Origin of the sequence: Corynebacterium sp. HMSC08C04, from assembly GCF_001807495.1 — a bacterium.
Taxonomy (GTDB): domain Bacteria; phylum Actinomycetota; class Actinomycetes; order Mycobacteriales; family Mycobacteriaceae; genus Corynebacterium; species Corynebacterium simulans.
In genome coordinates this window covers 119,788-132,901 of record NZ_KV789226.1, presented here as the reverse complement: position 1 = coordinate 132,901, position 13,114 = coordinate 119,788, and the positions used below count along the sequence as shown (strand labels likewise).

Sequence of the window (13,114 nt, the reverse complement as noted above, 5' to 3'; positions counted from 1 at the left end):
CTTTTTCTTCCGCGGTACCTTAGAGGTGCAGCAAACCAGGGAGAATGGGGGGACGGCGGTTTCGCCGTTTTAGCGCAACTTCAAATGCTGTATGCCCGCGATGATGCCTTCGCGCCATGGGGCATAATCGTGGCCGCCGACGAATTGGCGCGATACCTGGTGAGGTGACTGCAAGCAACGCGCGAACTCTTGATTGACACTGCCCATGGAATCCTTTTTCGTGGGGGTGCTGGAACTCAATGCGGTCTCTAGGGTGCCAATCTCATGGAAGATTCGCCGCGGTGGCCCGGCAAGCGGCTTTTGCCAAGCCGCAAGTTCTTCTGGATCAAACCAAAAGGACGCCGACTGCACGATGGCATTTTCTAGCAGGTCCGGACGCCTGCGCACGGTGCGAGCGGCGGCGAGCCCGCCGAAGGAAGCGCCGGCGATGGCGGTGTCCGCAGGTCGCATATTTACCCCGAGACCATGCAGCCAGGGAAGCAACTGATCGGCGAGAAAAGGCTCAAGCACCGCCGCGTTGCACAGCAAGGTGCCGCGGTCTTGCGCATTCGTGGTGCTGAAATATGCGGTGCTGCACTGCGGCGCGAACGGGTAGGAGTTTACGTACCTGTTGCCATCTGTGAGCAACAGAAGCGAAGGGCCGCCGGTGATATCAGCCCAGGCCTCCACACTAAAGCGGTGGCCGTCGGGGGCGGCAATATCGAAAAGCGTGTGGTGTTGGGGCTTGCGAACGGGATAAGGCGCGGCCGGAACTTCACCAGACGCTGGCACGCGCAGGCAAGTAAGGTTTCCCACCCTCTCGGATTCTTGGTCGAGTGCTGTGGCAGTTTCAATGTGTTTAATCCATTGCTCCCGTTCGGTTGAAATTGGCTTGCCTGCAGGAATTAGCCCGGCACTCATTACGAGACCGCGCGGTAGCGCGAAAGCGCCGACGAACCAGTCGCGGTAAGGCCGTAGCCGGAAATGCTCGAGGTCTTCGCGATGGACGTGAGTGATTGTGTCGAAGAAAACGTAAGCGTCGTGAGGCGAAGCGATGAGTACAACCGCTTGGTCATCGGTGTGCGAAAGCACCTGGTAACGCGCATAGACCTTTTCGGGATTAACTTCGTCCCAATCGAAATCAATGCGCTGAGCTGCACTAAGAAGGCTAATTTCGGATAACATAACGAGTTAGTATAGCATCACCTAAATAAATAATGGGTTACTTTAGTTCGGTGGGAGGTTTGCCTCGTGCTCACAGTTCGGCGTATTGCCGTCTTAGTGCTGACCTGCGCAATTCTTGCCTTGTTGTGTTTTGCTTCTTTAGCTATCGGTTCATCCCACATTCCGCTAGCCAACGTGTGGCACTTGCTCCTTCATCCTGATGGCTCCGGTGAAAGCTACAACGTCAATGGGTTGCGTCTGCAGCGGACGGTGGTGGGCGTGCTCGTGGGAGTAGCCCTTGCAGTCGCAGGTGCAGTAATGCAGGTGATTACTAGGAACCCGATGGCAGACCCAGGCTTACTGGGCGTCAACTCTGGGGCTTCGCTCGCCATCGTGGTGGGTGCGTGCTTGGGTAGCGCTGATAGTGCCCACATGCAATTTCTCCTCGCTGCGGTGGGCGCGGCCGGCGCTGCGACTTTGGTGTACTTCGTTGGCGGTGCCTCGCAAGTGGGCGGTGCCTCGCCCGTGCGGCTGGTGCTCGCTGGCGCCGCCTTTTCCGCCGCGTCCGGCGGCGTCGTTTCGGCACTATTGTTGTTGCGCGAAGATGCATTTCAAACGTTTCGCTACTGGGACGTGGGCGCGCTAACTCGCAACGACGTCAACCTGTGGTGGTTTGCGGTACCGCTCGCCGCTGGGCTCGTCATCATCTTTGCAACGTTCCCGCAGCTTTCAAACATGGCGCTTGGCGACGACGTCGCTGCCGCCTTGGGCACCGATGTGGTGCGAACCCGAGGCCTTGCCTTGGTGGGGCTGACCTTGCTTTGTGCTGCCGCAACTGCGATTGCTGGCCCCATCAGCTTCGTGGGGCTCATGGTCCCACTGTGGGCGGGATGGCTGATGGGCTCACACCTTGCCTGGACCATCTCCTTGTGCTTGGTATTCGGACCGTGCTTGATGCTCACTGCAGACATCCTGGGCCGCGTCATCGCCAGGCCCTCCGAGATCCCAGTGGGTGTCCTTACTGCCTTTGTCGGAGCGCCCTTCTTGTTCTTTATGGCAACTCGAATGAAGACTCGGAGCTGACATGTCACACCTAATACAGCGAGGTGGTCTGCCGAAAGGTCAGTGGCGAGTGGGAACGGGGAAGTACTCGGTCATTGTCCATTTCCGCAGTTGGGGCGTTTGTTTAGCATGTTCCATACTTCTATTGGCATTGAGCCTTGTCGCTTTACGCGTTGGTACCACTAGTTATGGATTTGCGGACTTGTGGGAAGTTCTTAGCGGAGGCGGGGAAAAGCGCGCTCGCTTGGTGATAGTGGAGTGGCGTCTACCGCGCATCCTTGCGGGCATCGTGGTAGGAGCGCTGTTGGGTATGTCGGGTGTTGTTTTCCAAACGATAACTCGCAACCCCTTGGGCAGCCCGGACATCATCGGGTTTTCCATGGGCGCACAGACGGGAATCTTGGTGAGCGTCCTCGTCTTTGGCGGCAGCATCATTGGTTCTTCCTTCGCGGCAATGGTGGGCGGAACCCTAGCCGGGGCAGTGATCTTTGCTTTGTCCAGCAAAGGAGGCTTTGGCGGTGTGCGCCTGATTTTGGCCGGCATCGCGCTGTCGGCGATGCTGGGCTCTTTAAATCGCTGGCTCCTGCTCCAGGCCGATAGCGATGCCGCCTATGGCGCGGCTCGTGCTATTACGGGAACGCTTACCGCAGTCGAGTGGAAGGAAGTGACCGTTGCTCTCGCCGCTGGCGGGGTGGTGATGCTCCTCCTGCTGTGTGCGCAGCGCCAGCTGCACCTTTTAGCGCTGGGGGAGCAACGCGCTAGCACACTCGGTATGCGCGTTAACACGGAACGCGCTTGGTTGGTTATCTTGGCAACGCTCATGGTCGCCATCGCGACTACAACCGCGGGCCCCATCGCGTTCATTGCGTTACTAGCTCCTCATATTTCGAAACAGCTTACCGGTTGTAACACCCCAGTTGTTCCGGCGGCTGCCGTCGGATCAACGTTGCTCTTAGGCGCCGATGTCATGGGGCAGGTCTGGGCTTCCGAACTACCCGTGGGAGTCATCACTGCTGCAGTAGGCGGGTTTTACTTTTTCGGTCTGTTGCTGCGGAAGGAAACAAGATGAAGACAAAACTAAAGCTGAGCGAAGTGCGCACTACCTATGGCAAGAACGTGATTTCTGAATCGGTGACGCTGGAGATTCCGGCAGCGGAATTTACCGCAATCATTGGTCCAAACGCCTGCGGCAAGTCAACGCTGCTCAGTGCCATCGCCCGATTACACAAGCCTGACGAAGGCTCCATCGTGCTGGATGGGCGGGAAGTCTATGCCACCGCGCCCCGGCAACTCGCGCGAAGGCTTGGGCTGCTGCCGCAGGAGGCCAAGGCGCCAGAGAAGATGACCGTGCGTGAACTGGTGGCGCATGGCCGCTCGCCACACCAAAGCCTTTTCCGCCAGTGGTCGAGCGCGGACCGTGAAGCTGTAGATCTGGCCATGGCACAAACTGGTGTTGCCGACTTGGCAGATAGAGAGGTAGATGCTCTTTCAGGCGGTCAGCGCCAACGCGTCTGGCTTGCACTCGTGTTGGCTCAGCAGACTGAGACCATCCTGCTCGATGAGCCGGTGAGCTTTCTCGACCTTGCACATCACATCGACATCTTGGAACTGTGCCAGAAGTTGTGCAATGAAGGCCGAACGGTGGTGGCGGTCTTGCACGATCTCAATCTTGCGCTGCGCTATGCCTCCAATCTGGTGGTCATGAAAGACGGAGCCGTCGTGGGGCAGGGGCCGCCTCGTGAGGTGGTCACTGAGCAGCTGCTCGAACATGTCTACGGTGTGCGCTGCCTTGTCACCCCAGACCCACTCACCCACGAGCCGATGGTCATTCCCAGGCCGCGGTTGAAGCCAAATTCCTGATCTCGAACCCCTAAACAAAGTCCATCCGATTTCTCAAGGAGAAAAATTGAAACGACATCTCAACGCTATTACGGCGCTAACGGTTGTATTAGCTACCAGCGTGGCGCTTGTTAGCTGCAGCAGCCAAGACGCTGGTGAGCAGGAAAGACCTGAGGCTCAGACGCAAGCGACGCAGACGGGGCAGTGGCCCCGCACCGTAGAAACCGATGACGGCAACCTAGAGATTGAGGCACAGCCACAGCGCATCGTCTCGACCTCGACGACACTGACCGGTTCGCTCCTCGCCCTAGGAGCACCCGTCGTGGCCTCGGGCGCGACCAAGCCCAATATCGAGGGATTGTCCGATGATCAGGGCTTTTTCAATCAATACTCGGAGGAGGCCAAAGCCAAAGGGGTGGAAAAGCTGTGGTCGAATTCTTCACCAAACCCAGAAGACGTTCTGCCTTACGAGCCGGATCTAATCATCGTTTCAAAAAATGGCGGCGATTCAGCCTATGACCAGGTGGATCAGCTGAGGAAGATCGCGCCAGTGATGGTGGTGGATTATACGAAGGCCTCGTGGCAAGACGTCACGACCATGCTGGCGAAGGCAACCGGCAAGGAGGACAAGGCCAAACAAATTCTTGCGGACTTCGACCAGAAAGTGGACAAGGTCGCGAATTCCATCAAGGTCCCAGATCATGCGGTGTCGCCGCTAACCGTCTTTGGAGATGGCTCGGGCGCAGCTGCACTGACGCACAAGGCTGCGCAATCGCAGCTCCTGGAAAGACTTGGCTTCACGCTGACGGATATCCCTGAGCAAGTAAAGGGTGATACTTCGATGGGCAAGTCGCGCGGCGACATCGTCCAGCTGTCCTTGGAAAACGTGCAAAAAGGTCTGCCAGGCGAATCTTGGATCGTCGTCGCTGGCGATAAGAAAACCCAAGCGACAATGGAAAAGGAACAAGCCTTCAACACTTCACCGGCATATAAGAATAAGCAGGTCTACTTTTTGCCAGGGGAGACCTTCCGCCTTGATTACTTCTCCGCGCAGCTGATGCTCGATTCCCTGGCCAAGCAGTTTGCTGAATAAGCGCAAGGCCCCAACAGCATAAATAGGCCGCGATCCCCACGGATCGCGGCCTATTTATGCTGTTGGCTGATTAGACAAACATCAAGATTGCGCAGATCATCCACAGCAGGTTGAAGATGCCGGAGAAAGCGGAAAGCTGCTTCTTCAGACCTTCAGCGTCCATGTCTTCGGCGCCGTCGAGAGCAGCGAGGGCCTTCTTCTGCTTCGGCACGATGAGGAAGAACAGCAGGCACCAAGCGATAACTGCCAGCAGGATCGCGATGTGGAACTGGACTGCGGACTTGTAGGCTTCGAGGTCCGTCAGGAAGACAGCGACGCCCAGAACCGGCACGATGGCGGAGATGTAGCCATAAGTGTTGGTGATCTTGTGCAGGATGCGCGCTGCACCGACTGCTACGTGCTCACCATTGGCGGCGCTAAACATCTGACCAGGGAAGGCAGAAGTTGCCACGCAGACCGGGCCGATGAGCAGCACTGCTGCGAGGACGTGCAGAATTACTAGAAGACTAGTCATGGAGGCCTTTCACTTCAGTTTGGGGTTCGCAAGAAGTTTAGTCAGTGGTGAGCTGGAAATCGAACCGACACTGCCTGCGCATTACCCGTACATCCGCAGCTGGAAGGGGCAAATCATATTTGCGTGCCACGGCCGCAAGCCGGCGGGAGTAGTCGCAGCGGTTGGCAGGCGGTAGCCACTCGGAAGGCAGGGAATCGGACTTGTCCTGGTTGAGATCTTTTGCAGTTGCTACCAAGTTGAGCGGGTCATTGGCAAAGGCTGTCTTGCGCTGCCTATCCCAGCGGTAGGCGCCCATGTCCCACGCCGCCGAAAGAGGGAAGACGTGGTCGACCTCAACGGTGGCTGGGTTGTGTTTACCCGAATAAGGATCGTATAGGCCGTAGGCGGTGGCCTGGGCATCTCGTACATTGTCCTTTGTATCGGGTAGCCAGCCGCCGAAGGCTTCGCGTTCGTAGCCGATGATGCGAACTCGCATATCTGCTTCAGCCACGCCCAAGGGCGGGCCCGGCAGGAAGTGGTTTAGGCCCCACAACGCAGTAACCGCGCACAGCCCGGCAAGAAAATAGTGCTTCATAGACTATTTAGACTTGTGCCGTGCTGTGCGCGGTTCCCGGTGGGGAGATATAAGGGTGGCTTAGCCTTGTACCTTCTCTGCTGCTTCCTCGAAGTCCAAGTTTTTGTTGTTTTCAACAAGCTTGGCCAGCTGGGAAGCTTCTTCGAACTCGGTGACGACCTTGGTATCTGGTGCCTTGGTCACTAGGGAGACCACGCCGGTGACCACCAGGGAGATGGCAAAGCCTGGGACCAGCTCGTAGAGGGCATCGGAAAGCGCAGACATGCCCCAGCCGATAGCCACGATGGCACCGGTCACCATGCCGGCAATCGCGCCGGTGGAGTTCAGGCGCTTCCAGTACAGGGACAGCAGCACCAGCGGGCCGAATGCGGAACCGAAGCCGGCCCAAGCGAAGCCGACCAAGCCCAGGATGGAATCGGAAGGATTAATCGCCAGGACTGTCGCGATGATGGCAATGGCAACCACAGCCGTACGCGATAGGTTAATGAGAACGTCCTGGGAGGGCTTCTTCTTTGCCACGATCATGAACAGATCCTCGATCAGAGAGGTGGAAACCACGAGCATCTGTGAGGACATGGTGGACATGATGGCGGCCAGAACCGCAGTCAGAACCAGACCTGCAAAAAGTGGGTGGAACATGACCTGGGCCATGTCAAGGAAGATGGTTTCGTAGTTTTCCTGATCGGTAATGGCGTGATCAGTGTTGGTGAAAAATACCGTGCCGGCCAGGGCCACGAAGATGGCGCCAATCAGGGAAAGGAACATCCAGCTGATGCCGTAGAAGCGGCCCGCGCGGGCGTCGGCAGGCTTGCGCAGCGCCATGAAGCGCACGATGATGTGCGGCTGACCAAAATACCCCAAGCCCCAGGCTATGTTGCCGATGATAACTGCTGCGGAAACACCGGAGAAGAGCGAGAAGTACTCAGGGTTTTCAATGACTCCGCCGGAAGCATAAGGATTCTCCGCCGCGAAGCTGAAGATATCGCCAGGATTATCCAAAGTCATGATTGCCATGATCGGAACGATGATGAGCGAGGCGAACATGAGCAAGCCCTGCACGGTATCGGTGTAGGAGACCGCGAGGAAGCCGCCGACGAAGGTGTAGAACACGGTAACGGCCGCAACGATCAGCATGCCGACCAAGTAATCGCCGCCGAAGGTGGACTCGAAATAGCGGCCGCCGGAGACCATGCCGGAAGAGACATAGAAGGTAAAGAAGAAGATGATGATGGCGGCCGAGAGAATGCGCAGCACGCGGGATTTGTCATGCAGGCGGTTCTCAAAGAAGGACGGAACGGTAATCGAGTTACCGGCAATCTCAGAGTAGGAGCGCAGGCGTGGGGCGACCCATTTCCAGTTGGCCCATGCGCCAACCAGCAGGCCGATGGCCATCCATAGCTCCGACATGCCCGTTAAGAACAATGCGCCAGGCAGGCCCATGAGCAGCCAGCCGGACATGTCCGAGGCGCCGGCGGACAGTGCCGCGACGAAGGGGTGGAGTCCACGCCCGCCCAGGACGTAATCGTCGTACTGGTCTGTTTGTTTATAGCTCCAGAAACCGATGGCGGCCATCGCGAGCAGATAGAGAATCATCGCCACGACGTACCAAGTGGAATCTTGCACGGATTTCTCCTCGTTGTTTGAGAGTAGGACCCTCCCACGCTAACGTGACGCGCATTACAACCCAACGAGATTCTGTCCCGTTACCAAAAATATGTGACTCCATACACAGGTAAATCTCATGGTCTATCAGTGGAAACGTAAGAATGTAACGAGATTATAACGATTGCGCTTTCTTGCAATTTTCGCCCTTAAAGCTCTCGCCCTGCCCCCAAAAGGTGCGCTGCTAGACTGGCAGCTATGGCTTCTTACCTCCTCCACGGCCTTTGGCTCCCAGTCTCAGGGCTTAGCCTATGGATTGAGCAGGTGGAAGGGCACAAGATCATCATGCCTTCGGCAGTGCCAGAGGGGACTTTCCCCGAGGTGGTGGAGACAATTCTTGCCAAGAAGTCCTTCCGCAACCGCGCCCGAGTCTCTTTGCGCACGCCAAAGGGCAAGGACGTCTCCCTCATGGTCCCCATGGCCATGTTTGCTCCCGAGGAAGCCGTGGCCACCCTGGCCAAGATGGAGTTTTTAGACTCACTAAGCCAAGCGGCAACACCGGAACAAAAAGCCACCATCGCCCCAGATCTTCTGTGGCTGATTCGCGCCTACCGGGGACTTAGCAAGTTCGTGCGCGCCGGGCGCGTGACCATCCGCCTTTCCTATCAGGGCGGCGAGTGGTTCCCCATGTGGCAGCTGACCTCGGGCTTGGGCGAGCGCGGATGGCTCGCCGAGATGCTGGCTGCCGCGCCGGGCATTTTGACCATCAATAACCGCGCGCTTTCTGATGACATGGCAGACGAGCTGACCCACTGGATCGCATTTACACAGTTGCGCTCGCTTGCCGACGCCCCCCGTCCCGCACCGTGGCACGACTTCGCGCAGGCCATGCTCACGACCGCGCCGGTGAAAAAGGGGCGCGCGCAGCTGCTGCGTGCTCTAAACGAGTGGAAAGACTCGATTACCTCTGTCGACCTGCAGCTGGTGTTCATTGTGGAAGAGCCCGGCCACGATGAAGATCCAGAATCCAGCGTCTGGCCCATCCGCGTGCAGGTCCGTTCCGGCACCGACGCCCCGCGCCCCATCATCGAGGAGCAGCTGGACAGAGGCAGCGTGGTCAAGCTGCGCGACTCGCAGCGCAAGGCACTTAGCCTGGCGCCGCGCCTGCGCGAGTCTTCGGCCGTTCCGGACTATGACGCCGGCGATTGGGATGTATTCTTGGGCACCGATCAGCTGGTGGAGTTCGTTTCCAAGGACGTCGCCCAGCTCAAGGCAGCCGGCTTTACCGTGCTGCTGCCTAAGGCATGGGCGCACATGGAAACCAAAGCCAAACTGGAAACCCGCGAGGTGCGTGACCCTGCCGAAGGATCCACCAAGGCCCACCTCGGCATGGACAAGCTGGTGGAATATGATTGGCATCTTTCCGTAGGCGATATTGAGCTCACCGAGGAAGAGATGCGCCAGCTGGTGGCGTCCAAGTCCGGCCTGATTCGCCTCCGCGGCGAGTGGGTGACCGCCGATACCCAGGCGTTGTCCAAGATTTCCGAGTACATGGACAAGCTGGCGGAAACCGCCAAGAAGCGTAAGAAGAAGGAACTCGAGCGGCTTAGCGCCGCCGCCGAGCGCGCTCGGAAGCTAGAACAGCCGGGCTGGCAGGAACTTGTCGCGGACGTCGAAAAGCGCTTGCAAGAATTCAACGAGGGCGAAACCTCCCAGGTCTCCGTGGCGGAGCTGCGCGAGTTGGCCCTGCAATCCATGGCCGAGGAGCCAGTGGAATTTACCGGCTCGACGTGGCATACCTCTCTGCTCGGCGGCATGGATTCTCCCGCGCCCGCGCGCATCGAGCTGCCCGATACCGTCCAGGCGGAGCTGCGCGAGTATCAGCGCCGCGGCGTGGATTGGCTCTACTGGATGTCCCGCAACAACATTGGAGCAGTGCTCGCCGACGACATGGGCTTGGGCAAAACCCTCCAGCTGCTTACGCTGCTTGCCATCGAGCGCCAAGAAAACCCGGAGCTCAAGCCAACCATTGTCGTGGCGCCTACTTCCGTAGTGGGCAACTGGGCGCGCGAGGCCGCGAAGTTCGTGCCGAGCCTCAAAGTCCTGGTGCAGCACGGCTCGGATCGCCTCAAGGATGAAGCACTCATCAAAGCCGCGGAGAAGGCAGACCTCGTCATCACCTCCTACGGAACAGTCGGCCGTGACTTCCTTACCTTGGGCAAGGTGGAATGGGACCGCGTGGTGCTCGATGAGGCACAGGCGATTAAGAATGCCGCGACGCGTTCCTCGAAGGCGGTGCGCTCGCTGCCTTCGCGCCACCGTATCGCGTTGACCGGCACGCCGGTGGAAAACCGTTTGTCGGAGATGCGCTCCATCCTGGATTTCTGCAATCCCGGCGTTCTGGGCAGCGCGTCCTTCTTCCGTAATCATTTTGCCAAGGCCATCGAGCGTGAAAACGACGAGACCATGGCCGAGCGCCTGCGCCAGCTGACAGCGCCGTTTATCCTGCGCCGTCTCAAGACGGATCCGAACATCATCGATGACCTGCCAGAGAAATCGGAGCAGATCATCACCGTGGCGATGACGGCCGAGCAGGCGGCGTTGTACAAGGCGCTTGTTGACGACGTGCAAAAGGCCTTGGAGGTACGTGAGGGCATGTCGCGCCGCGGCCTGGTGTTGGCCTCGCTGACTCGCATCAAGCAGATCTGCAACCATCCGGCACACTATCTGGGCGATGGCTCCGCCATCACCATTAAGGGAAAGCACCGCTCGGGCAAGGTCGAAGAGCTGATGCGGATTGTGGACCAAGCTGTAGAAAGCGAAGAACGCATCCTCATCTTTACCCAGTACAAGGCCTTCGGCGACCTTTTGCAGCCTTATCTCACCCAGCAGCTGGGCAGGGACATCCCGTTCCTGCACGGTGGGGTGACAAAGAACCGTCGTGACCGAATGGTGGAGGAATTCCAGGCGCCGGACGGGCCGCCGGCGATGATCCTCTCGCTCAAGGCAGGCGGCACGGGCCTGAACCTGACCGCGGCGTCGATTGTTGTGCACATGGATCGCTGGTGGAATCCCGCCGTGGAAAACCAGGCGACCGACCGTGCCTTCCGCATTGGTCAGCAACGCAACGTGCAGGTCTACAAGATGATTACTGCGGGCACGCTCGAGGAATCCATCCAGGACATTTTGGACGGCAAGACGCACCTGGTCGGCGCCGTGGTAGGCGAGGGCGAAGGCTGGCTAACCGAGCTGGATCCGGAGCAATTGGCACAGCTGATGAGCTACAGGGAGGCTGACTAATGGCGCAGCATACTAAGTCTGAGGAACACGACAACGTCATCTATGCCAACTTCGGCGCGCGCAAACGCGTGAGCACGCCGGAGGAGGCCGGCCGCGTCTCTCGCGTGCGCAGTATGGCTCCTGCGGCAACGCGCATCGTCTCCTTCGTGAACAAGGAGGCCGATTCCGGGCGCATTACCCGTGGACGCCAGTACGCCAACGGCGGTCATGTGGTGGGCCTGGACGTGCGCAACGGCGCAGTACACGGCAAGGTTGCCGGTTCCCAGAACGAGCCTTTCACCGTGTTGTTGCAGGTGCCGTATCGCACCAACGATGACGTGGCGGAGCTGAGCCAAATGTTTGCCCGCACGCCGAACTCGATCGCGAACGCACGCGACGGCCTGCTCAGTGAGGAAGCGCTCGACATTCTCATTGCGCAAGACCCAGCCGATATGCGGTTTTCATGCACCTGCCCGGACCCCGAGTACGTGTGCAAGCACGTGGTTGCCGTGGCCGACCGGCTGGCGGCGCGCATGGATGCCGATCCCTCGGTAATCTTTGCCCTGCGTGGCTTGGACTTTGCGCGCCTCGAGCAGGCTGTGATGGAGCAGGCGAAAAATGTCTCCCAGGACAGTTTTTCCGGTAGCAGCCTCAGCCCCGAAGAGCGCAACGAGCTGTTTTGGGAAGGCCGGCAGTTGCCCGATATGCCGCGCCCGAAAGTGGCACCGGCAGTTGATGACTCTGACCCAGATCTGCTGCGTAAGGCCATGCGCGCCGTCAGCCATACGAACATAGATTTGCTTCGCGCGGTCTCTGATGTCGAGGACCTTTACTATCATCTGACTCACCAATAGGCATAAGGGCTTAGCGCCTGCTGCCGGAGACTTTAAAAGGGGAGAGTTTCATCCATGGTGACCTTCATCCATACCTCGGACTTTCAGTTGGGCATGACCCGCTGGTTCCTCGAGGGCGAGGCCCAGGTGCGCTTCAACGATGACCGTGAGGCGGCCGTTGTCAGGCTCGGCGAATTAGCCGCGGAAACCGGCGCGGAATTCATCGTGGTGGCAGGTGACGTATTTGAGCATAATTCGCTCAGCAAGGCCACCTTGGGGCGTGCCAAGGAGGCCTTTCGCAATCTGCCGGTGCCTGTTTATCTGTTGCCCGGCAACCACGATCCGCTGGTGGCGGATTCCATCCTGCGCAAGCCTTTTGCGGACAACGTCCACGTCATCGCGGATTCCACCCCGATTGAGGTGCGCGAAGGAGTGGAGATCGTCGGCGCCCCGTATCTCTCCAAGCGCGCAAACTATGACCTCGTGCAGGCAGCGCTCGCCCCGCTCGAGCCTTACGACGGAGTGCGCATCGCCGTGGGCCACGGGCAGGTGGAAGCACGCGAGTCTGAGGCTGACGTTATTGACTTAAGGTTTGTTGAAAACCAGATTTCTGAGGGCGTCATCGATTACCTAGCTCTGGGAGATACCCACTCCACGCAGGCCTTGGGGCAGTCGGGGCGCGTCTGGTTCTCCGGCAGCCCGGAGACCACCGCTTTTGATGACCGCGAGCGCGATTCCGGCAATGCACTGGTCGTGGTAATCGACAATGGGCAGGTTGAGGTCACCCCGCACCACATCGGCCGCTGGGCTTTTCGCGCGGTGGCGGCAGACGTCAACTCCGACGAGGATGTCGAGCGCTTCCTCACTGTTCTCGATGACATGCCGAACAAGTCCCGTACCGCAGTGAAGTATGGCTTGCGCGGCACGGTGGGGTTGGGCGCCCAAGCGCGTTTGGAGCAAGGCTTGGCCGAGCTCGAGCCGGTCTTCGCCTCGCTGCGCCCGCGTGAGCGAACCATGGACTTGCACCTTGCTCCCGATGAGGAGGAACTTGCCAGTCTTGAGCTTTCCGGCTTCGCCGCTGATGCCTTGGCGGAGTTGGTGGAAAACCTGGAGGACCCTGTAGCCCGCGACGCAGCCAACCTGTTGTTCCGTCTCAGCGTGAAGGAGGCTTAAAG

General features: G+C 58.9%; 11 protein-coding genes. 7 read left to right on the top strand and 4 right to left on the bottom strand.

Annotated features, from left to right (window positions below; all coding sequences use genetic code 11):
- Positions 1-69: 69 nt before the first annotated feature.
- On the bottom strand, positions 70-1,164 hold the full coding sequence (locus tag HMPREF3169_RS08990) for an alpha/beta hydrolase (protein ID WP_070432816.1): 1,095 nt from the start codon (positions 1,162-1,164) through the stop codon (positions 70-72).
- 66 nt (positions 1,165-1,230) lie between these two features.
- On the opposite strand from HMPREF3169_RS08990, the gene HMPREF3169_RS08985 reads away from it, so the two are divergent.
- Genes HMPREF3169_RS08985 through fepB form a run of 4 tightly spaced genes read left to right on the top strand, consistent with a single transcriptional unit; the run spans position 1,231 to position 5,137 of the window.
- Complete coding sequence (locus HMPREF3169_RS08985) at positions 1,231-2,226, top strand: FecCD family ABC transporter permease (protein ID WP_210385646.1); 996 nt, start codon at positions 1,231-1,233, stop codon at positions 2,224-2,226.
- A 1-nt stretch (position 2,227) separates the two neighbouring features.
- A complete protein-coding gene (locus HMPREF3169_RS08980; protein WP_061925934.1) occupies positions 2,228-3,274 on the top strand; it encodes a FecCD family ABC transporter permease in 1,047 nt (348 codons plus the stop codon).
- Positions 3,271-4,065 carry an ABC transporter ATP-binding protein gene (locus HMPREF3169_RS08975; RefSeq protein ID WP_061925931.1) on the top strand — a complete coding sequence of 265 codons (795 nt, stop codon included), beginning with the start codon at positions 3,271-3,273 and terminating at the stop codon, positions 4,063-4,065. The genes HMPREF3169_RS08980 and HMPREF3169_RS08975 overlap by 4 nt, the downstream gene beginning before the upstream one ends.
- Before the next feature lie 46 nt (positions 4,066-4,111).
- Positions 4,112-5,137, top strand: coding sequence for a Fe2+-enterobactin ABC transporter substrate-binding protein (fepB, locus tag HMPREF3169_RS08970; protein ID WP_070432817.1), 1,026 nt, complete (start codon positions 4,112-4,114; stop codon positions 5,135-5,137).
- A 70-nt stretch (positions 5,138-5,207) separates the two neighbouring features.
- On the opposite strand, the gene HMPREF3169_RS08965 is transcribed toward fepB, so the two are convergent.
- From HMPREF3169_RS08965 to putP, 3 genes are read right to left on the bottom strand one after another with little or no spacing between them, the layout of a single operon-like run.
- Positions 5,208-5,651 carry a hypothetical protein gene (locus tag HMPREF3169_RS08965; RefSeq protein ID WP_061925925.1) on the bottom strand — a complete coding sequence of 148 codons (444 nt, stop codon included), beginning with the start codon at positions 5,649-5,651 and terminating at the stop codon, positions 5,208-5,210.
- 37 nt (positions 5,652-5,688) lie between these two features.
- Positions 5,689-6,225, bottom strand: a complete 537-nt coding sequence (locus HMPREF3169_RS08960) for an HNH endonuclease family protein (protein ID WP_070432818.1) — start codon at positions 6,223-6,225, stop codon at positions 5,689-5,691.
- Positions 6,226-6,285: 60 nt separating this feature from the next.
- On the bottom strand, positions 6,286-7,848 hold the full coding sequence (gene putP, locus HMPREF3169_RS08955; RefSeq protein ID WP_070456206.1) for a sodium/proline symporter PutP: 1,563 nt from the start codon (positions 7,846-7,848) through the stop codon (positions 6,286-6,288).
- Positions 7,849-8,085: 237 nt separating this feature from the next.
- On the opposite strand from putP, the gene HMPREF3169_RS08950 reads away from it, so the two are divergent.
- The 3 genes from HMPREF3169_RS08950 to HMPREF3169_RS08940 are packed head-to-tail and all read left to right on the top strand — an operon-like array spanning position 8,086 to position 13,112.
- Positions 8,086-11,127 carry a DEAD/DEAH box helicase gene (locus tag HMPREF3169_RS08950; protein ID WP_070456204.1) on the top strand — a complete coding sequence of 1,014 codons (3,042 nt, stop codon included), beginning with the start codon at positions 8,086-8,088 and terminating at the stop codon, positions 11,125-11,127.
- Positions 11,127-11,960 carry an SWIM zinc finger family protein gene (locus tag HMPREF3169_RS08945; protein WP_061925914.1) on the top strand — a complete coding sequence of 278 codons (834 nt, stop codon included), beginning with the start codon at positions 11,127-11,129 and terminating at the stop codon, positions 11,958-11,960. Before HMPREF3169_RS08950 ends, HMPREF3169_RS08945 begins: the two co-directional genes overlap by 1 nt.
- Positions 11,961-12,014: 54 nt before the next feature.
- Positions 12,015-13,112 (top strand): metallophosphoesterase family protein, encoded by a 1,098-nt coding sequence (locus HMPREF3169_RS08940; RefSeq protein ID WP_070456202.1) that lies wholly within the window; start codon positions 12,015-12,017, stop codon positions 13,110-13,112.
- Positions 13,113-13,114: the final 2 nt, after the last annotated feature.

Coding starts and splice junctions, on each gene's coding strand:
- HMPREF3169_RS08990 (WP_070432816.1), bottom strand. CDS start 1,164: ATGTTATCCGAAATTAGCCTTCTTAGTGCAGCTCAGCGCATTGATTTC.
- HMPREF3169_RS08980 (WP_061925934.1), top strand. CDS start 2,228: ATGTCACACCTAATACAGCGAGGTGGTCTGCCGAAAGGTCAGTGGCGA.
- HMPREF3169_RS08975 (WP_061925931.1), top strand. CDS start 3,271: ATGAAGACAAAACTAAAGCTGAGCGAAGTGCGCACTACCTATGGCAAG.
- HMPREF3169_RS08965 (WP_061925925.1), bottom strand. CDS start 5,651: ATGACTAGTCTTCTAGTAATTCTGCACGTCCTCGCAGCAGTGCTGCTC.
- HMPREF3169_RS08960 (WP_070432818.1), bottom strand. CDS start 6,225: ATGAAGCACTATTTTCTTGCCGGGCTGTGCGCGGTTACTGCGTTGTGG.
- HMPREF3169_RS08950 (WP_070456204.1), top strand. CDS start 8,086: ATGGCTTCTTACCTCCTCCACGGCCTTTGGCTCCCAGTCTCAGGGCTT.
- HMPREF3169_RS08945 (WP_061925914.1), top strand. CDS start 11,127: ATGGCGCAGCATACTAAGTCTGAGGAACACGACAACGTCATCTATGCC.
- HMPREF3169_RS08940 (WP_070456202.1), top strand. CDS start 12,015: ATGGTGACCTTCATCCATACCTCGGACTTTCAGTTGGGCATGACCCGC.